The 18,832-nt window shown below is 67.1% G+C and carries 14 protein-coding genes; 8 read left to right on the top strand and 6 right to left on the bottom strand.

What is annotated here, in order from left to right:
• Positions 1–690, bottom strand: a complete 690-nt coding sequence (locus DMA15_RS02650) for a hypothetical protein (protein ID WP_125511043.1) — start codon at positions 688–690, stop codon at positions 1–3.
• A 160-nt stretch (positions 691–850) separates the two neighbouring features.
• Positions 851–1,162, bottom strand: a complete 312-nt coding sequence (locus DMA15_RS02645; RefSeq protein ID WP_125511042.1) for a hypothetical protein — start codon at positions 1,160–1,162, stop codon at positions 851–853.
• A 566-nt stretch (positions 1,163–1,728) separates the two neighbouring features.
• Between DMA15_RS02645 and DMA15_RS02640 the strand changes: the two genes are divergently transcribed.
• Positions 1,729–2,469 (top strand): alpha/beta hydrolase, encoded by a 741-nt coding sequence (locus DMA15_RS02640; protein ID WP_125511041.1) that lies wholly within the window; start codon positions 1,729–1,731, stop codon positions 2,467–2,469.
• A 62-nt stretch (positions 2,470–2,531) separates the two neighbouring features.
• Here the strand turns inward: DMA15_RS02640 and DMA15_RS37895 are convergent, their stop codons facing one another.
• Positions 2,532–2,663, bottom strand: coding sequence for a hypothetical protein (locus tag DMA15_RS37895; protein WP_276314319.1), 132 nt, complete (start codon positions 2,661–2,663; stop codon positions 2,532–2,534).
• Between the two features lie 400 nt (positions 2,664–3,063).
• The gene (locus DMA15_RS02635; protein WP_125511040.1) at positions 3,064–3,792 is read right to left on the bottom strand and encodes an SDR family oxidoreductase; all 729 of its coding nucleotides are present in this window, start codon (positions 3,790–3,792) and stop codon (positions 3,064–3,066) included.
• Between the two features lie 76 nt (positions 3,793–3,868).
• On the opposite strand from DMA15_RS02635, the gene DMA15_RS02630 reads away from it, so the two are divergent.
• From DMA15_RS02630 to DMA15_RS02620, 3 genes are all read left to right on the top strand, one after another.
• Entirely contained in the window at positions 3,869–4,246 is a 378-nt protein-coding gene (locus DMA15_RS02630) for a MerR family DNA-binding transcriptional regulator (protein ID WP_125511039.1), read from the top strand.
• A 611-nt stretch (positions 4,247–4,857) separates the two neighbouring features.
• Entirely contained in the window at positions 4,858–5,535 is a 678-nt protein-coding gene (locus tag DMA15_RS02625; RefSeq protein ID WP_125511038.1) for a hypothetical protein, read from the top strand.
• 769 nt (positions 5,536–6,304) lie between these two features.
• Positions 6,305–7,156, top strand: a complete 852-nt coding sequence (locus DMA15_RS02620; protein ID WP_125511037.1) for an AraC family transcriptional regulator — start codon at positions 6,305–6,307, stop codon at positions 7,154–7,156.
• 627 nt (positions 7,157–7,783) lie between these two features.
• Here DMA15_RS02620 and DMA15_RS02615 read toward each other — a convergent pair.
• On the bottom strand, positions 7,784–8,995 hold the full coding sequence (locus DMA15_RS02615; RefSeq protein ID WP_125511036.1) for a cytochrome P450: 1,212 nt from the start codon (positions 8,993–8,995) through the stop codon (positions 7,784–7,786).
• Between the two features lie 402 nt (positions 8,996–9,397).
• Here DMA15_RS02615 and DMA15_RS02610 point away from each other — a divergent pair, with 402 nt between their 5' ends.
• Positions 9,398–11,290 carry a non-ribosomal peptide synthetase gene (locus DMA15_RS02610; RefSeq protein ID WP_125511035.1) on the top strand — a complete coding sequence of 631 codons (1,893 nt, stop codon included), beginning with the start codon at positions 9,398–9,400 and terminating at the stop codon, positions 11,288–11,290.
• A gap of 76 nt (positions 11,291–11,366) precedes the next feature.
• A complete protein-coding gene (locus DMA15_RS36970; RefSeq protein ID WP_206302637.1) occupies positions 11,367–14,762 on the top strand; it encodes a thioester reductase domain-containing protein in 3,396 nt (1,131 codons plus the stop codon).
• 88 nt (positions 14,763–14,850) lie between these two features.
• Here the strand turns inward: DMA15_RS36970 and DMA15_RS02595 are convergent, their stop codons facing one another.
• Positions 14,851–16,083, bottom strand: a complete 1,233-nt coding sequence (locus DMA15_RS02595) for a cytochrome P450 (RefSeq protein ID WP_125511034.1) — start codon at positions 16,081–16,083, stop codon at positions 14,851–14,853.
• Positions 16,084–16,652: 569 nt separating this feature from the next.
• Between DMA15_RS02595 and vioD the strand changes: the two genes are divergently transcribed.
• Together vioD and gntD are read left to right on the top strand one after the other, a co-directional pair.
• Positions 16,653–17,771: a capreomycidine synthase gene (vioD, locus tag DMA15_RS02590; protein WP_125511033.1), complete on the top strand. Its 1,119-nt coding sequence runs from the start codon at positions 16,653–16,655 to the stop codon at positions 17,769–17,771.
• Between the two features lie 23 nt (positions 17,772–17,794).
• Complete coding sequence (gene gntD, locus DMA15_RS02585; RefSeq protein WP_125511032.1) at positions 17,795–18,826, top strand: guanitoxin biosynthesis L-enduracididine beta-hydroxylase GntD; 1,032 nt, start codon at positions 17,795–17,797, stop codon at positions 18,824–18,826.
• Positions 18,827–18,832 lie beyond the last annotated feature (6 nt).

Genomic DNA, 18,832 nt, shown 5'->3' with positions numbered 1-18,832 from the left:
CTACTTCGCTGCGGCGGCCTGCTCCTCCGCGACCGTGGCCGAGGCGGGCTTCCCGTCCTGGAGCTGCTGAAGACGCGTCAACGTCGCGCCGAGCATGGCCCGCGCCCCCGAGGGGTCACCACCGGTGTTGCCATCGACCTGCACGCGGATGACGACCTTCCCCGAGCGGCTGTAGCCGTAGACGTTGTCCTCACTGCCGCCAGGGTTGATCACAAGCGTGCTCTCATCGCCGACCGGCGGCTTCGCGGGCTGCTCCATGCTCTTCTCGGCGCCCTTCCACGCCAGGTAGGCGTTGTGCGCGTCCTTGGCCGTGCCGAAGAGGCAGATGTGCACGTCGGCCATGTTGAGCGTGGAGCCGTTGTACTCGTACGAGGCGTCACTGCCCCGGACCCACCCCTTCGGGACGGAGTCGTCTTGTGCGGGGCCGCAGTACTGCCCGTCCGTCACCTCTTTGGTGCCGTGCACGGTGTACCCCGGCAGCCCCTCGCCGTCACCCAGCACCGCTTGGGTGAGGTCGGCCTGAGTGAGGGCCTTCGTGATCGGCTTCGGAGCCGGAGGGGAGACCTGCTTGTCGCCGCCTTGAGTGCTGGAGGCGGAGTCCGGCTCGTCACCGCTGGAGGAGCAGGCGGTGAGGGCGACCAGCCCGACGAGTGCGACGGCAGGGAGGAGTGCGAGGCGTGCGCGTGACATGAACAGAGCCTATCCATCGTGATCATGAACCGACAGCGGCTGCGCACTTGAGGACGCGTCGAGGCGCTGCCCGGACGCAGAACGGGCTCACGCGGCGCGCCTGCCCCCCGACCATCACGACGCCGGAGGCTGCGGCGGCTGGACGGCGCTCGGTCGCGGGTTAGAGGTAGGCGCGGCCGGGGAGGGCGGCGGCTTCTTTGCCGGGGCGCATCTCGACCCACGCCATGATGGCGGCGACAGCGGCGAGGACGACGATGTAGACGCCGCCGAGGAAGTCGGGGGCGCCCTCTACCTTGTCCGCTCCGACCAGGGCAAGGATGACTACCTCGACCGCGGTTCCCGCGGCGAACACACCGAGCAGGAAGCGGTCACGAGCAGTGCGGCGAGTGAGCGTGAGGTAGAGGAACGGCGCGAAGGAGAGCAGCCCGGCGGTGATGACGGGCAGAAGTGTCCAGGCGGCGCGCTTGAGCATGTGGGGTCCCTTGGGTGCGGGTGGATGGTGGGCCGCAGATTGCCCGCTTTCTGTGGGCACCGGGGGCGGCGTGACTGATCTGTGACGGTGCGGCACCTGCGGACATCTGTGCGAGTGATCCCCTTCGCCAAGTGGAGTAGGCGCTGGCCGCGTGCTGGACGGTGCGCACGAGGAGGCCCTTGCGGTCCGAATGTCGGGGGAGCGCAGGCGCCGCCGCACCGCGTCGTCTACGGGCTCGTCACCGACACGTTGGCCGCGTTCCAGGTCGCTGAAGGCTGTGCCGGACGCGGTTGGTCGCCGGTTTCTCGGTGCTCGAATCGGTGGCGGACGTGCGCTTCCCGACCGGTGGCAGGCGCGACTCCGACGCCGTGGTGTCCGGCCACAGAGCCTCCGTAAGAACCCGTTGGCGGAACGACGGCAGCCACTGCTACGTTCCTGGAGGCCGGGCAAGAGAGCGAGGAGGTGGTACCCGTGAACGTTTCGACATGGGTGCTCCCCTCCAGGGTCACGGTCGGGCGATAGGTCGTCCGGGAGCGCCGTTCCATGGCACTCCGAAAGGCACGACCATGCAATTCACTTCTGAACAGCGCCTCGACGAGGCGGTCCTCGAGCGCGAATTCACCCTCGGCGAGATCCCCGGCATCCTATGGACGCCCGGATCCACATCCGCATCCGCACCGGCGCCGCTGATCCTGCTCGGCCCCCCTCCTCTCGGGCTGCGCAAGACCTACCCCCGCCTGGTGGCCCGAGCCCGGCACTCCGCGGCGGACGGCTTCACCACGGCCACCATCGAACTCCCCGGAAGCGGCGACCGGCCCCGCCTGCCCGCAGCCGAGAAGGCCCTAGCCGACCTGCGCCGGGCTATGGAGGCCGGTGCCCCGGTCAGCGACGAGATCATCGACGCCCTCATCCTCCCCCTGGTCGACAAGGCGGTCCCGGAATGGCAGACCACCCTGGACGCCCTCCTGTCGCTGCCCGAGATCGGCGGCCCGGTCGGGTACTCGGGGGGAGTGATCTCCATCGGGACCCGGCTGGCGGCGGTCGAGCCACGCATCTCGGCCGCTGTTCTGTTCGCCGGGAGTTTCATCCCCCGCGCCATGTTCGAGGAGGCCCGTCAGGTCACCATCCCTCTGCACGTCCTGCTGCAGTGGGACGACGAAGGGAACGACCGGCAGGCGGCCCTGAACCTGTTCGACGCCTTCGGCTCCAGGGAGAAGACGCTGCACGCCAACATGGGCGGGCACACCGGCGTCCCGCAGTTCGCGGGGGAGGCCGCGGCCCAGTTCTTCACCCGCCACCTGAAGTGACGCCGAACTGTCGGGCCACCAGCGGACGTTAGCCGTGTTGGCCAGGAAGCAGCCGGCAAAGGCTACGTCCTGGCCGATGCCGAGAACCGCAGTGCGTCCTCGGATTGCTGCCAGGGGCCCGACTCGATGGCCTGGCGGGCCCACTTGCCGTACGCCCCGAACCCCAGCCGCTGGGTGTCCGGCATGCGCGTCATGACCGCCAGGTCGATCGCGGCGATCCCCGGGGCGACGGCGAAGCCCCCTTCAGGGTGGCGATGACGTTGGACCCTATGGCCGTGAGCCCCCAGGTGGAACGTCCTCGCCTCGGCCAACGCCCAGGGCAGCCTTCTGCTGACACCTCTCGGTCTGTCGACGAGCACGATCCAGCTGCGCGCCCGACGGTGCGGCAACCCGCGGACGTGAAGCGGAGCGACTCGTACTGGTCCGGCGGCCCCGCTGCCCACGGCGCTGGAGGCGTAGAAGGGGCCCATCCCGGCCGGGAGTGCGGTTAGTCCGCCACCCACGTTCACCGGCCCCTCTGCCCATCTGCTTACGAATCGCGGTGGTCACGTCAACCCATGCGCCGCATGTGCCCCGTGCGAACCGAGGGGCTCTTCAGGCCGCCGTCAGCGCCGCCAAGGCGCGGTCCATCGCGGCGTTGAACTCTTCCGGCGTCAGCGGCAGTCGGGACTTGACGTCCCGACTCCACTGGTCGGCGAGGACCTCGGCGGCGCCCGCCTCGACACCGTCGAGCGCCGCGTCGGCCAGATCGGACGGAGCGATCTTGTCCACGGGCCAGCCCGCCGCCATGTCGGTGTCGGCCAGGCCGAGGTGTACCGCGGTGACGAGCGTTCCCTGCTCGGCGAGCTCCAGGCGGACGCCGTTGGTCATGGCCCAGGCGGCGGCCTTGGTCAGGTGGTAGGCGTTGGCGCCCTTGCCCCCGAACCACGACATGGCGGAGAGGACGTTGACGATCGCGCCACCGCCTTCCCTGGCGAGCGTCGGTGCGAACTCCCGGATCACCCCCAGGTGCCCGAACATGTTGGTCTCCAGCTCGTGCCGCACCGCGTCCAGCGAACCGGTCACCAGGTCGGTCCCCGTCTGGATCCCCGCGTTGTTGATCAGCAGCGAGATGTCCGGGGCGGCCTCGGCTGCGGCCCTCACGGATGCGGGATCGGCGATGTCGAGGGGCAGCACCTCGACCCCGGGCAGGTCCAAGGTCTCGGGCCGGCGAGCCGTCGCGTAGACCTTGCGGGCACCCCGTTCGAGCAGGCGCTGGGCGAAGGCGCGGCCCAGGCCGCGGTTGGCTCCGGTGACAAGGGCAACTGAGTTGTTGATGTCCATGGCCGGTACGCTAAAACCTGACGCTAGCGTCAGAGGCAAGTGCCGGCCGTCGGGGCCAGGGGTGAGAGGAATCACCATGAGCGTCACAGCGGCCGCAGCCGAGCGGCTGATCCGCATCGGCGAGGTGGCACGAGGAGCCGGTGTCTCCGTGCGCGCCGTGCGCTACTACGAGCAGCAAGGGCTGCTCATCGCCGAGCGCAGCCCGTCCGGCCAGCGCCTGTACCGGCCGGACGCCATCCCCCTGGTCCGCTTCTTCCAGCAGATGTACGCCGCCGGCCTCACCAGCCGAAGGATCAACGAACTCCTGCCGTGCTGGGACTCCGGACACACCGACGCCGAGCAACGCGCCATGCTCCGCGCCGAGCGCGAGCGCATCCAGGCCAAGATCGACGACCTACGGGCCGCCCTGAACCACCTGGACGAGGTCATCGCCATCACGGACACGCACCCGTAGCCGCGATCGGTCCACACGCCTCATCCTCCTGCAGCGGTCACCACCGATCACCCACCCAGCACCACAGGCTGTTCGACGAACAGGAGGCCTTTCCCGCCGGGCCAGCACTCATGGAGGGCCCGACGGCACGAATCAAGCGCTGCACAGAACCAGCGGTCAAGCCGGGTGAGGACGGCCGGTACGACGGATGGGGATCGGTTGGGTCGGACGGCAGTGCTGGGGAAGGATGCCGTGCCGACAGAAGAGCAGCCGACGGCGGTGAGAAGCGCCGGGGGCTGAACCTGACACCTCGTCGAAGCGCACCGTGCCGCCGGAGAACGCCGCGTAGTTGAAGTCCTCGGCGCCCTCCGCGGTCACCGTCACGGCGAGCGCGCTGACGGCGGCAGTACCCGCATGGCGCCGACGACTCGGCGCCCTCCCCAGGCTGGGATTGCCGCCGAGCGACGACGGACATCGGCGGGTGCTGGCCGTGCTGGCCTGACTGAACGCGGGGTAGCGGGGTGTCAGGTCGGTGCGGGGCGTGTGCTCGGAGTGTGAGCGAAACGTAAGCGAAACGTGAGCGGCGGATCTCACGCTGTACCGCGTAACGCCCCGCTTTGGACAGGAGTCCCATGCCCGGCCCCACTCCTCGCGCCGCCTGCGCCGGATCGCGCAGACGGTCCCGCCCGCTGGCACACCTGATGACGGTCTGTGGCGCGCTCGGCGCGGCGCTGCTGACCCCGACCGCCGCTGGGGCGGCCGGGTCGACCAATGATGACGCCTACCACAACCTCGGCGCACCGGAGCGGAACGAGCGGATGTGGGGCGTCGCGAGCAACACCATGCCGTCGGACGTGTCCGTCCCAGGGGCTCACGACACGCTGTCCGTCCACGGCGGTAACTACGTGGAGACGAAGGGGAATTACGGCGACGTCTTCAAGAAGACGCGAAACTTCCTCAAAGCCAACGCGCACGAGACTTACGTGAAGGAGTACCCCGGCCTCTTCTATGCCGACTCGGTGAAGGGGAACGGCAAGGCGGGCATTCCCAGGCTGGGGGACGTCCGCGGCAAGCTGGCCCTGGCCGGCTTCGACAATGCGGAAGCCGGCGGTTATGGCATCAAGGATTTCAACTCCAGCGCGGAGGACTCCTGGAACGCGGCGGCCCCCACCGCGAAGTGGGACTACGTCAAAAAGAACGGCAACAAGGCGGGCTTCGCCCCGCACGAGCACTCCGACGGCCGCTCCCCCGTGCGAGCTACGCGGCCGTGTCCACCGCACGGCGACGATTCGAAGCCGGCGGATCCGTAGCGTTGCGCACAGCCCCGGCGCAACGGCCGGGGCTCGCCGACCGGAACCGAAGTGAGGCAGATCCACCCGCTTGTCTGCGCCCTATGGGCACGGCTCATGTCTCTCGTCTCGTGGTCATCCTCGGACCGGTGGTCGTCCGGCTGGTCGGAGCAGCTTGGGGGAGAGCGTTCGGCAACCGGCGTCCCGGCGTCCCGTTCCACGCCCACGAAGTCTGTGCTGGTCAGGACACGTTTCGGCGTTCCGGCGTCCCGTAGTGGTCGTCATCTGTGGCGGGCGGGACGGATCACCGAACAAGCTGCGGTCATCTCAGGAACCCGTTGAACGAACCACTTCCGCACCATGGAGATCTAGATGCACGCTGGCCCTCACCGGCGCCGCGACGACCGCCGCCCCGGCTGATAGCTGCAGCACCGCCGCACCGGCCTGCGTAACCGACGACCTGACCTTCACGGTCACCGAGCTGACGCACTTCTCCGGCTGACCAGCCGTACCAGCTGACCCTTCACCTCACACGCGCACCAATTCCCGGCATCGCGGGACGTCCGCACCGGCTGGCGGCGCTGGGGGAGAACTGGCGAGGAGAGAGCCTCCCGTACGAGGCGGCGGTGAACGCCGAAATAAATCGTGAACCAGAGTGGGCACCAGCTCCAATAACGTGTCGCTGACCGTTGCGTGACGCAGAAGATCATTCTTTCCGGCCCGATTCGAAGTATGACGAACCTGGCGCCTGTCACTCCTCGTTTCTCCGACCCACGCAAGGGAGAACTACGTGACCATTACGTGGCAAGACCAATCCTGTCTGAAACTCGTTGTGGAAGAGCAATCCGCTGGACACGACAGCGGCGCCTGGACATACCAATTGTCGGATCAGTGGTTCGGCATCGTCACGCCAATACGAGGTGTGTGTCAAATTGAACGTCGAGACAGTCATGGTTGGCGGGGTACCACGCTCACGCCTGGAGAGGTCTGCCGGGTCGCGCCCAACAACCTGATCCGGCTCAGCAGGACACCGCCCAGACTTCTCCCATTCGAAGTCGTCTATATACAGCTTTCCGTAGAATTCCTTCAGCGAGCACTGGACACACACTCCGCCGCCCCTGTCCGTGATGTTTCGGAATTGCAGACACTGCGCGCCTTCGATCCACATGTCGCATCCATGGCGCAAGCGATACTTCACGCCCGAAAGACAGGTGCAGGAGAGCGCTATGCCCTGAGTGCAGCCCACTACCTGGCCGAGCACCTGCTCCATCCATTCCGTCCCGCATCACCGGGCACGGGGGGCCTCAGCCCGGAACAACTGCTCACCCTGCAGGCCTACATGGAGATGCACCTGTCCGAGAACATCACACTCGACCAGTTGGCCAGAGAAGCGCGTCTCAGCCGTTACCACTTTCTGCGCCGATTCTCTGTCACCACGGGGAAGACGCCCATGCGGTACTTGACCGGGTTACGCATCGATGCTGCCCGTCATTTGCTCACAGCGGGCAGCGACCCCATATCCCAGGTCGGCAGGCTCTGTGGTTTCCCGAACCCGGAGAACTTCGCGCGGGTGTTCAGGAAGCACATGGGCTGCTCGCCCTCGGAGTACCGGCAGCGGGGGCAGTGTCCGCCCTCTCCTTGAACGCCGACACATGACGACGGGCCATGGCCCCAGCGGACATGGTGGCGGAGAAGGCAGCAGACACCTGTCGGACGAGTCCCCCGGGGTCTGTAGGGTCGTCGGTCTTCGGCGTAAGGGCGTGCCGATCTTGAGTGGGGCCGGAAGCGGGGAATGTCGCGACCTCACCGAAATGATCACGGCAGGCGGCTCGGAATGCGTCCAGCGTTCAGCAGGCGGGGCAAGCCTTTAGGTCCGGAGTGGCATCAAGCCGGGCCGCGTACTCCTCTGGCGGCCCCGGCGTAGGCGGGCACGGGCGGCGAGCAGTCATCTTCAGCCCCCAAGCCAGTTGACTCCTGGCCCCGGCCTACGACCAGCCTGACCTGCCATCAACCCTGCGACACCCGGGAAGGACTCGCAGCAACGGTGCTTGGCCGAGGTCGAACCGGCGGTCCGCCGGTTGCTGCACGGCATCCTCAAAAACGCGCCTCCGGGTGTCGGTGTCCGCGATCACGCGAAGGTCGGCGTTACGGGTCGGCCCGCTGTCGCCCAACTCACGACTCCGGATCAACGCGAGCCGCTGCTCCGTCAGCGGTAGCGCGCCGTCAACATGTCCCAAGGAACTCTCCTCGGCCGAGGCGAATGCCGCATTCAGGCGATTTCCTCAAAAGTGATCGGAAGGGAAGCGAGGAAGCGGAAGTTGATGCTTTCGAGCCACTGGGGCTGCGCCACCTCGCACTTCCAGTTGGTGGTCCGACGCAGCAGCGCCCGCAGCGCGACGTCGATCTCGGTGAGAGCCAGTGAGGCGCCCAGGCAGTAGTGGATGCCGTGCCCGAACGACAGGTGATCGGCGGCCGGTCGGGAGACATCCAATATGTCAGGGTCGGTGTAGCGGCGGGGGTCACGATTCCCTGAACCAAGAACCAGGGTCACCGACTGGCCGGCTTGGATCAGGTGCTCACCCAGGTCGATGTCGGCGAGCGCCTTCCGAGTGGTGAACTGGACCGAACTGTCGTATCTCATCAGTTCGTGCGTGGCGGGTGAGATCAGCTCAGGATCTCTGCGCAGCCGCTGAGTTTGCTCGTCGTTGTTCAACAGGGCAAGGACCGCGTTCCCGATCAGATGTGTGGTCGTCGCCTGTCCCGCGTCGATGAGCAGCAGGAGGTTGGCGAAGACTTCGTCCTCGGTGTAGTCGGCTGCCCGGAGTTGGGGACTGATCATCCGGCTGAAGAAGTCGTCGGCCGTGCCGTTCCGGCGAGCGGCGGCAGTGCGGTCGAAGGACTCCCTCAGTGCTTGTATCCGCGCGTTCTGGGAGTCGGACTGGGTAAAGAACTCATGCAACAGCCCTTGCCAGCTCTCCATGAGGTGGGTGGCATCGTCGGATACGCCTGCCAGTTTCGCGATGACGCCACGGCTGAGCGGTTCCGAGAAGTCGTGAATGATGTCCATGCGCCCGCTCGGCAGGACCTTGTCGAGCAGTGCGTCGGCCAACTCCTGGACATGAAAGCGTAGTTCCCGGGCGAGCCGGGGAGAGAGGCTCGGCCTGATCAGTCGGCGTAGCCGGGTGTGATGCGGCGGATCATTGAACAGCATCATGTCTGACAACGTGCGAGCCAATAGTGTGACATCGCCACGGGCCTGTGCGGGGAGGCTCTCGTAGAAATCCGATATTCTGGCTACAGAAAGACGGCTGTCTTTCGAGAGATCGAGGATTTCCGGATGGCCGAACACCGCCCAGGTCTGCATCCATTCATCCCACTGCACCGGTGATTTTGTAAGTGACTCGGCATAGAATGAGTATGGCTCCGCCGCATGTTCGGGATCGAGCAGCTGAGCAAGATTCGTCGTATGGAGAGTGCGCATGGAAGATCCTCCAGTTCACCGCGTCGAAGAAGTCGAAAACCCGTGGCTTCTGGTGGGTAGGGGGGATGGATCGATAGAAGTCGGCCTTCAGATATTTTGGGCCCGATGGAATATCGAGACAAGCTAGCAATGTCCCCGAGCTGGAGTCAAGTGTCGTCAGTAAAGCACGGTTGACAGTTATTGCGCTCTTCTGGACACGTATTGCGCGCCCCCCTCACCGGCCCTTCTTTCGGCATTGACGCTGGGGTGAGCGGATGCCAGAGTGAATCATCTCCGGTCGGCAGTCTGTTTTCGGGAGTCAATACCGGTAGTACCTGATCCGTAGGCAACGCCGGCCGGGTTGCGGACTGAACTGCTTGGACACACCGATCTCCGTGACGACGAATTAGTGTGGGAATTTTGATGACCTTGCGAGAACAGAACTTTGTGTCGAGCGCTCCACACGAGGAACTCAGCCCAGTCCATGGAGTCGTGGCCCGGATAGCCGGCAGCGATCCGCTGAGGGTCGCCGTTCGGAGCAGGGGCACCGAGCTGACCTATGGCGAGCTCGACGCTTGGGCCAGGCGCATCGCAGCGTCCGTCCGTGCGGCAGGCGCGGGCAGGGGCGAGCGAATCGGTGTGCTCGTTGAACCTTCGAACGCGATGATCGCCGCCGTGCTCGGAATCCTGTACGCGGGTGCCGCGTACGTCCCGGCGGACCCGGCCCACCCTGATCAGCGGATCGCTGATGTGTTCGCTGACGCGCGCGTGTCCGCCGTGATCGTCGCAGACGGCACGTCTGCCCGACTGCCCACGCTCACATGCCCGGTCATTCGAGCGGAGGACGCTCGAGAAGGGGAAGAGGCCGCGGCGGCGGCAGTCGCGGTGACACCCCATGACGCCGCTTACATCATCTACACCTCGGGCAGCACCGGCGAGCCCAAAGGCGTCCTGGTCGAGCACAGTCAGCTGTCCGCTTCCACTTGGGCACGCCGCGCGGTGTATCCCGGCGCTCCAGTCTTCCTGCTTGTGTCCCCCTTGGCCTTCGATTCCTCGGTTGCCGGGGTGTGGGGGACCTTGACCGCGGGGGGATGCCTGGTCGTAGCCGCATCCGATGAAATCCGCGATCCTGAGCGGCTGGCCCGCCTGGTGGAACGCTTGCAGGTGACCCGGCTGCTCTGTGTACCGCTCCTCTACAGCGCATTGCTGGACGCGGCGGCACGGCAGGGCACGCGGCTGGATGCGCTGGACACGGTCATCGTGGCCGGCGAGTCGCCGACTGAGGCATTGGTGGAACGCCACTTCGCCTTGCTCGGCCGCACAGTCGCCCTGGTCAATGAGTACGGCCCGACCGAGGCCACTGTATGGGCCAGCTTCCGCCGCTATGAGGCACCTGGACCGATATCCATCGGCGGGCCGGTGCCTGGTGTCCGCCTATACCTGCTGAATGAGGAACTGGAGCCGGTCCCACGCGGCGAGAGCGGCGAGTTGTTCATCGGCGGCACAGGGGTAGCCCGAGGATACTTCGGCCGCCCTGGAGCGACTGCCCAGGCTTTCATCGGCGACCCTTTCACAGACGTCGAGGGTGCCAAGATGTACCGCACGGGAGACCTCGCCCTGCGGAAAGACGATGGCGAGTTGGAATTCCTCGGCCGCCGCGATCAACAAGTCAAGATCCGTGGCCATCGGATCGAACTCGGCGCAGTCGAGGCTCATCTGCGTACTGCACCAGGGGTCACCGACGCCGCCGTAGTGACGAACGCGGAGCGGACCCACCTTGTCGGGTTCGTTCTGTCGCCTCCTGACATTTCTCCAGAATCAATCCGCAAGCATGTGGCCAGCAGGCTGCCGCAAGCCATGGTTCCGAACTGGATTCATGTGCTCGATCGGTTCCCTGTGACTGGCAACGGAAAAATCGACCGAAAACACCTTGGCGCTCTGGCAGAAACCTGTCCGGACTCCCAGACAGACGGGGGAGCCGCCGCCCCCACTGACGACACGACTGGACGGGTATCCGCCGCGTGGGCCGAGGTGTTGAATCGGAAAGACATTCCGGCCGACGTCAATTTCTTCGATCTGGGCGGCCACTCGATCAAGCTCTTTGAGCTTCAGAACGCCCTTGAGCAGCGTACGGGAGTTCGGCTCTCGATTGTTTCTCTGTTCTCGCACACCACGGTGGCGGCGCAGGCAACGCTGCTCCGTGACGGCGTGCCCTCGGACGAGGGTTCGGCTGCGGCTGGGCAAGCGGCATCGGCGAGACGCACTCGCGCACTGCGAGTACGGCGCCAGCGTTTGGGGGGAGGGGGGTGGCGGTGACGGTGGAGTTGACCTGGGCCCCCTCACCGTATGGGCCCTCCCTGCACAAGCTCCGTTCCAGGAAAGGCACGACGCGATGACGACCGAGGAAGCCACACAGCACGACCTTGAGCAAGCGGTGGCCGTCGTGGGGATGAGCGGGCGCTTCCCGGGCGCCCCCGACCTCGACGCCTACTGGGCCAACCTTCGCGACGGCGTCTGCTCGCTGTCCGAGTTCACCGAGAAGGAACTGCTCGCCGACGGTGCGGACCCGGCCGAGCTGCGCAATCCCGCGTTCGTCCCGGTGCAGGGGTATCTGGCTGACGCGGACCGCTTTGAGGCCGAGCTCTTCGGCTTCAACCGCACCGAGGCGGCCGCACTTGACCCGCAGCACCGGGTTCTCCTGGAGACCGCCTGGTCGGCGCTGGAGGACGCCGGGTACGCCCCGCTGAACGCACCGTCCCGCACCGGCGTCTACATGGGCGGCAGCTCGACGGAGCACGCGCTGGCCGCCGAGACGGACCCGGCGCTCGCCGCGTCGCTCGGCGCGATTCAGGTGCGTCTCCTCACCGACCGCGAGTTCCTGGCGCCCTGGATCTCCTACCGGCTCGGCCTGGACGGGCCGAGCATGATGGTCCAGACGGCCTGCTCGTCCTCGCTGACGGCGATCCATGTCGCCGTCCAGGCCCTGCTGCTCGGCGAGTGCGACACCGCGCTCGCGGGCGGTGTCGCCATCGGCGCCCCGCGCAAGGAGGGCTACGTCTACTACCAGGGCGGGACCTCCTCCCCTGACGGCCGCTGCCGCCCCTTCGACGAGAAGGCGGCCGGCACGGTGCCGGGCAGCGGGGTGGGCGTGCTGGTGCTGCGGCGGCTGGAGGACGCGCTCGCCGACGGCGACCCGGTGCGCGCGGTGATCCGGGGCACGGCCGTCACCAACGACGGGGCCGGCAAGATCGGCTTCACCGCTCCGGGCGTGGCCCGGCAGACGGCCGCGATCACCGAGGCATGGACGGCGGCGGGGCTGGAGCCGTCGGCGGCGCAGTACGTGGAGGCGCACGGGACCGGGACCGAGCTGGGCGACCGGATCGAACTGGAGGCGGCGAGCGCGGCGTTCACCGCCCGGGCCGGACTCGACGGCGGCGCAGGCATCGCGCTCGGTTCGGTGAAGTCGAACATCGGGCACGCCGACGCGGCGGCCGGTGTGGCGGCGCTGATCAAAACGGTCCTGATGCTGGAGCACGCCACCCTGGCCCCGACGGTGAACGTCACGAGCCCGATGGCCGCCCTGCGGGACTCGCCGCTGCGGCTGGTGACCGAGACCCGTCACTGGCCGCGCAGGCCGGACCTGCCCCGGCTGGCCGGCGTGACCTCGGTCGGCATGGGCGGCACGAACGTGCACGTGGTGGTGGAGGAGGCACCGGCACGCGAGCCGCGCGCGAAGGCCGACGCCCGCCCGACGGTCCTGCCGCTGTCGGCCCGCACCGAGCATCAACTCGCACTCGCGGCATCGCGGTTGGCGGCACGTCTGCGCGAGGCCGACGCCCCCGCCCTCGCCCTCGCCGATGTCGCGCACACCCTGCGCACCGGCCGGGTCAGGATGCCCGTGCGTGCCTACGTGGTCGCCACCGGCGTGCAGGAGGCGTCGGACAAGCTCACGGCACTGGCCGAGGGCCACCCGGATCCGGTGCGGGACCCGGCGGGGGAGGCGTGGCTGCGCGGCGAGGAGGTGACCTGGCCGACGCTCGACGGTGAGGTGCGCCGGGTACGGCTGCCGTCGTACCCGTTCGCGGGCGAGAGCCACGGCGCCCTGACGCTGCGCGGCCCGGCCGCTCAGGCACCGGCCGAGAGCGCGGCGCCCGCACTGGGGGGCGAACTGGAGGCCAGGGTCGCCGAGTTGGTGATCGAGGCACTGGATCTCGACGGGCCCGCCGGTCTGGAGAAGACGTACCTCGAGGCGGGCGGCGACTCGCTGACGTCCGTGCACCTGGTCGGACGGCTCCGCGACGAGCTGGACATCGACGTACCGATCCAGCTGTTCCTGGAACCGGTCACGCTCAAGGAAATGACGATCCGCATCGTGGAGATCAAGGAAGGCGGCGAGGGCGCCGGGCGCCCTGCTCACCGAGTCACGGCCGTGCGGCGGCCCACCTTCGCCTCGGTGCACGGCGAGGGCGTGACCAAGGTCAACGCGCAGGACCTCACCCTCGACAAGTTCCTCGACGCACGCCTCCTCGCCGACGCCCCCGCGCTGCCCCGCGCCGAGCGGGAGCCGCGCACCGTGCTGCTGACCGGCGCGAACGGCTACCTCGGCCGCTTCCTCGCCCTGGAGTGGATGCGCAACCTGGCGCCGGACGGCGGCCGGCTGATCGCCCTGGTGCGCGGCAAGGACGCCGCCGCGGCCCGGCAGCGGCTGGACGCGGCCTTCGAAAGCGGCGACCCGGAGCTGGTGCGGACGTACGAGGAACTGGCCTCGGTCCATCTCGAGGTCGTGGCGGGCGACATGGCGGAACCGCGGCTCGGCCTCGACGAGGCGGCGTGGGACCGGCTGGCCGACGAGGTCGACCTGATCGTCCACGCCGGTGCGCTGGTGAACCACCTCCTGCCCTACCCGTACCTCTTCGAGGCCAACGTCGTCGGCACCGCCGAACTCGTCCGGCTGGCCCTCACCCGCCGGGCGAAGCCGATCACCTATATCTCCAGCGTCGGGGTCGCTGACTCCTGCCGACCGGCCCTCGACGAGGACACCGACGTCCGCGTCGCCATACCGGCCCTGGACGTCGACGATGGCTACGCCAATGGGTACGCGGCCAGCAAATGGGCCGGCGAAGTGCTGCTGCGGGAGGCGCACGACCTGTGCGGACTGCCCGTCACGACCTTCCGGTCCAGCATGGTCCTCGCGCACAGCCGGTACGGCGGACAGCTCAACGTCACCGATGTGTTCAGCCGCCTCCTGTTCAGCGTGCTCGCCACCGGGCTCGCGCCGCGCAGCTTCTACCGTGCGGACGGCGAACGCGCCCACTACGACGGCCTGCCGGTCGACTTCACCGTCGCCGCCGTGGTGGCGCTGGGGGGCCGCGGCACCGCTGAAGTCCCGTCCGGATACCGGACGTTCAGCCTCGTGAACCCCCACGACGACGGCGTCTCCCTCGACGCCATCGTCGACTGGCTCGCGCAGGACGGCCACGCCATCGAGCGGGTGGACGACTACGCCGAGTGGTACCAGCGGTTCGAGGCGGCGATGCGCGCCTTGCCCGAGGCACAGCGGCAGTACACGGCGCTGCCCATCCGGCACGGCTTCCAGGAGCCCGAGGACCCGGTACTCGGATCCGTCATCCCCTCCGACCGGTTCCGCGCCGCCGTCCGGGCCGGCGCCATCACAGGGCACGGCGACATCCCGAGCCTCACGCGCGACCTCGTCACCAAGTACGCCCGGGACCTGAAGAACCTGATGGCAGCGGGGCGCCCCATGGACGGCGGCCACGTCAACCACTGACGTGCCGCCCGGGACGCGGAGCCGGGGTCATCCCCCGTCCCCGGCTCCGCGTCCAGCGGTACAGCACCGGGGATGAACGACGCCCGGCTCATCGGCCGGGCGTGAACCGTATCGGCAGAGCCTTGATCCCGTATACGGGGGTCAGATCCGGAAACCATTCGATCGCCGCGTCATCGGCGACGGTGTAGTCCGGTATCCGGTCGAACACTTCCTCCAGCATCGCCGTGAACATCTCTCGCACCATGGCCGCACCCACGCAATAGTGCTGGCCGGCACCGAAAGCGAGGTGGCGGCCGGCATCGCGGTTCAGGTCGATTTGGTCCGAGTGCGGGAAGACGGAATCGTCACGGTTGGCCGCGGCCCACCCGAGCAGCACCTGCTCGCCCCGGGTGATGCGCTGCCCACCGAGTTCGACGTCCTCGGCGGCGAACCGGCCCGTGCTTTGAACGGGCGAGACCCAACGCAGGAACTCGTCCACGGCGGTGCGGATCATCGAGCGGTCGGACATCAGCCGGGACCGCAGCTCGGGTTGCTGGGCGAGGGTACGGAGCGCGATCGCGGTCACGCTTGACGTCGGATGGATGCCGAGCAGCAGCAAATACATCATCGAGACGATGTCATCGTCCGGTACGGGTGCTCCGTCCACCTCACAGGTCGCCAGGTGCCCGAGCAGTCCCCGCTTGTCGCCGTCCCGTTGCGCGTCGAGTGCCTCCACCAGCTCCAGGCAGATGAGTTGCGCGCATTCGCGGGCTGTCGCCGGATCGTGCGGAGCGGCGAAAAGCGCCCGGTAGAGCAGGGAGTCGATGTCGAACCACCGCTCGTCCGGCAGTCCGATGTCCCGCATGGTCAGAATGCTGGGCAGCTTCTCGGTCATCGCCAGAACGATGTCGCACTCGCCGCGCTCGATCACCTCGTCGATACAAGCCGCCGCCAACTGCCGGACCTCGCCGGCGCGCGCGGCGACCTGCCTCGGGGAATAGAACACGGAGATGAGCTTGCGGTACTTCAGGCACTCCGGCGAGTCGAGTTCCAGCGGAATCATCCGGTTGCTCTGCCCGAGTGAGGGAATGGTCACCCCCTGCACCGTGCCGTCCGCCCTGTCCTGCGCGGTCTGGAAGGTCCGGGCATCGCGGGCCGCCGAGGAGACCTCATGGTGGCCGGTCGCGACCCAATAGCCGTCCCAGGCGCGGCTCCACTGCACCGGGCAGGATTCGCGGAGTTTCGCATAGGTCGGAAACGGATCCACCGCTATCGCCGGGTCATGACTGTCATAGTCGAACCCTGCTCGCATGTCCACCAAGGAAATCACCTTCGCTGTCACGGAGTTTGCTCGGTATCGCGCTCCGTAACCTTAACAGCCCCATCGGCGACGGCAGATGACGCAGCAATTTTGATCGAATATCGAGCAACGATCGACAACAGCCCATTCTGGGTCACCGAATTCAGCCTCGATTCTTCGGTGGGGTTTGGTCGTCAAGGGCTTGCCGGGAAACAAGTCGTGGCCTTCAGCTGTGGGACTCGTTCTTCTGGTGTAGTCGCCGACGCCCCGTCAGACAGGTCAGGCTGGTCGTAGGCCGGTGCCGGGTGGGCTTCGCCGGCGTCCTCTTCCTCCGCGAGGTCGGCCAGCGACAGATGGGACCCCCGACTCGTCGACGCATGGGCAGCAACGCGGATCCCGCAGCGGGCAATATCTGTCAACTGCCCATATCGGGGAGGACATACATTGCTCCACAGAAGACCTCACGCCCTCGATCGGGGAGTGTGAGGAAGCACAGTCATTGGGCCAGAAACACGAGATCGGCAGCTCTGCCGAAAGAATCTGCTTACCTCTTGTGATCCCTGTACGGGGTCGCGGTTCCAGGGGTCGCGTGGATAAGGTTCTGGAGAACGATGAATTTTGATGGGGCATTGCTCGAAGACTGGATGCGCGACCACTATCATGACGCTGCGATAGACATCGGGTCGAGTGGAGTTCTTGACTACTCGCTCGGACAGGTGCGGGAACTCGCCGGCATCCAGCCCGGTGATTTGGACGAGATCGTTTTCCGGGACAGTCCGTGCCTGGGCCGGGACGACCTGCGCGAGGCAATCGCCGCGCGCTGGGGGGACGGTGACGCGCGCCGGGTGATGCTTACGCACGGCGGCAGCGAGGCCATCTACGTCGCGCTCCAGACCCTCCTCGAGCCAGGTGACCAAGTCGTCGCCCTGCACCCGGCCTACCACTCGCACGTATCCGTCGCAGAGTCCATGGGGTGCGAAGTTCTGCGCTGGCGGCTGCGCGAGGAGGACAAATTCCGGCCTGACGTGGAGGAGCTCGCGAGGCTTGTCACTGCGCGCACAAAGGTTATCGTGGTCAACTTTCCGCACAACCCGACCGGCGCGACACTCGACCTCGCTGGATTCCGTCGCCTGCTCGAGATTGCTGACAGTGTGGGCGCCCATCTCCTGTGGGACGGCGCTTTCACGGACCTGGTCTACGATGACGCACCGCTGCCGGACCCCGGACTGACCTATCCGCGTACTGTGTCGATCGGAACCTTTTCAAAAGCCTTTGGTCTGCCCGGCATGCGTTTCGGATGGTGCATGGCCGACCCGGAGCTGCTGCGGGCGATGACCTACCTGCGCGACCGCATCACCCTCAGCCTCTCTCCGCTTCTCGAGTACATAGCGCTGCGCGTCGTACAGCGTGCGGACGTCTTCATCACTCCCAGGCTGCGGAACGCCAACGCCAACCGACGCCTGTTGGCCGACTGGGCCGCGCGGCACGAGGATCATGTCGACCTCCCGCTGCCCCTCGGAGGAGTGACAGCGTTCCCGCGACTACGCCCGTGGCGGGACACGACCGAGCTGTGCCGCCGGCTGGGAGAGACCAGCAACATACTGCTCGTCCCCGGCCGGGCATTCGACCACCCGTGTCGCGTCCGGCTCGGTTTCGGCGGCGATCGCAGTCAACTGAGCAAAGGCCTGGACATCTTGGGCGCTGAGTTCGCCGCGAGTCCCCAACCGTGAGGCGGAAAGGAGCCCTGACGAACATGCAGAGCATCGAACTCTCAGACATCGAGTTGAAGACGGTCAACGAAGTACTCGCATCGCTCACGGAGAAGTTCCACTCGACCAGTGACCCGGAGTTCGTCCGGCAGTGCGCGGTGTACGCACACGAGCTGCCGCAGCGGCTGCGGGCCGAGTTGAACGCGTTCCGCCTGGAGGCTTCCGGTGGCGTGCTGTCCATCCGCGGCTTCCGGATTGACGACGCCGCCATCGGGCCCACTCCCGAGCACTGGCGTTCCCACGTCGGCCGAGCGGCCACGCTGCCCGCCGAGGTGTACTTCATGCTCTGCACATCCCTGCTGGGCGACCCCATCGCCTGGGCGACACAGCAGGACGGCCGGATCATGCACGACATCTTTCCGATCAAGGGTCACGAGAACGAGCAGCTTGGCTCTGGCAGCGAAGAACTGCTGACCTGGCACACCGAGGAGGCCTTCCACCCGCTGCGGGCCGACTACCTCGGCCTGGCCTGTCTACGCAACCACGACCGGGTGGCAACGACCTTCGCCTCGGTCGACGACCTCGAACTCCCCGGTGAGATCAGGGATCTGCTCTGTCAGGAGCGGTACCCGATCAGGCCCGACCGCTCGCATCTGCCGCACCACGCCGAGGACAACCGGGAAATGTCCACGCGCGAACGCGAGCTGCTCTCGCGCAGCTATGAATGGATCATGGCCAAGGACAGCGAGCCCGACCGAGTCGCAATCCTCTTCGGCGACCGCGAAGCACCCTATCTGCGCATCGATCCATTCTTCATGGAGGACGCATACGCCGTCCCGGACAGCGCCCGCGCGATGAAGGCCATCGTCGCGGAGGTCGATCGCAACATACGGGATTACGTGCTCGAACCGGGTGAACTGCTCTTCCTGGACAACTACAAGATCGTGCACGGCAGGGTGCCCTTCACTGCCCGCTTCGACGGCACGGACCGCTGGCTCAAGAGGCTGAACGTGGCGCGCGACCTGCGGAAGTCGCGCGATCGCAGAATCAGCCACGACGCGCGAGTGATCCATTGACGACCT

It is taken from the genome of Streptomyces sp. WAC 01529 (assembly GCF_003945545.1).
Classification (GTDB): Bacteria; Actinomycetota; Actinomycetes; order Streptomycetales; family Streptomycetaceae; genus Streptomyces; species Streptomyces anatolicus.
The sequence above is the reverse complement of the archived record's forward strand: the minus strand, read 5'-3'. Positions and strand labels throughout refer to the sequence as shown.

Bases quoted from the DNA above. Each gene is read 5' to 3' on its own strand.
- DMA15_RS36970 (WP_206302637.1), top strand. From the start codon at position 11,367: ATGACGACCGAGGAAGCCACACAGCACGACCTTGAGCAAGCGGTGGCC.
- DMA15_RS02625 (WP_125511038.1), top strand. From the start codon at position 4,858: ATGCCCGGCCCCACTCCTCGCGCCGCCTGCGCCGGATCGCGCAGACGG.
- DMA15_RS02615 (WP_125511036.1), bottom strand. From the start codon at position 8,995: ATGCGCACTCTCCATACGACGAATCTTGCTCAGCTGCTCGATCCCGAA.
- vioD (WP_125511033.1), top strand. From the start codon at position 16,653: ATGAATTTTGATGGGGCATTGCTCGAAGACTGGATGCGCGACCACTAT.
- DMA15_RS02640 (WP_125511041.1), top strand. From the start codon at position 1,729: ATGCAATTCACTTCTGAACAGCGCCTCGACGAGGCGGTCCTCGAGCGC.
- DMA15_RS02630 (WP_125511039.1), top strand. From the start codon at position 3,869: ATGAGCGTCACAGCGGCCGCAGCCGAGCGGCTGATCCGCATCGGCGAG.
- gntD (WP_125511032.1), top strand. From the start codon at position 17,795: ATGCAGAGCATCGAACTCTCAGACATCGAGTTGAAGACGGTCAACGAA.
- DMA15_RS02635 (WP_125511040.1), bottom strand. From the start codon at position 3,792: ATGGACATCAACAACTCAGTTGCCCTTGTCACCGGAGCCAACCGCGGC.
- DMA15_RS02610 (WP_125511035.1), top strand. From the start codon at position 9,398: ATGACCTTGCGAGAACAGAACTTTGTGTCGAGCGCTCCACACGAGGAA.
- DMA15_RS37895 (WP_276314319.1), bottom strand. From the start codon at position 2,663: ATGACGCGCATGCCGGACACCCAGCGGCTGGGGTTCGGGGCGTACGGC.
- DMA15_RS02650 (WP_125511043.1), bottom strand. From the start codon at position 690: ATGTCACGCGCACGCCTCGCACTCCTCCCTGCCGTCGCACTCGTCGGG.
- DMA15_RS02645 (WP_125511042.1), bottom strand. From the start codon at position 1,162: ATGCTCAAGCGCGCCGCCTGGACACTTCTGCCCGTCATCACCGCCGGG.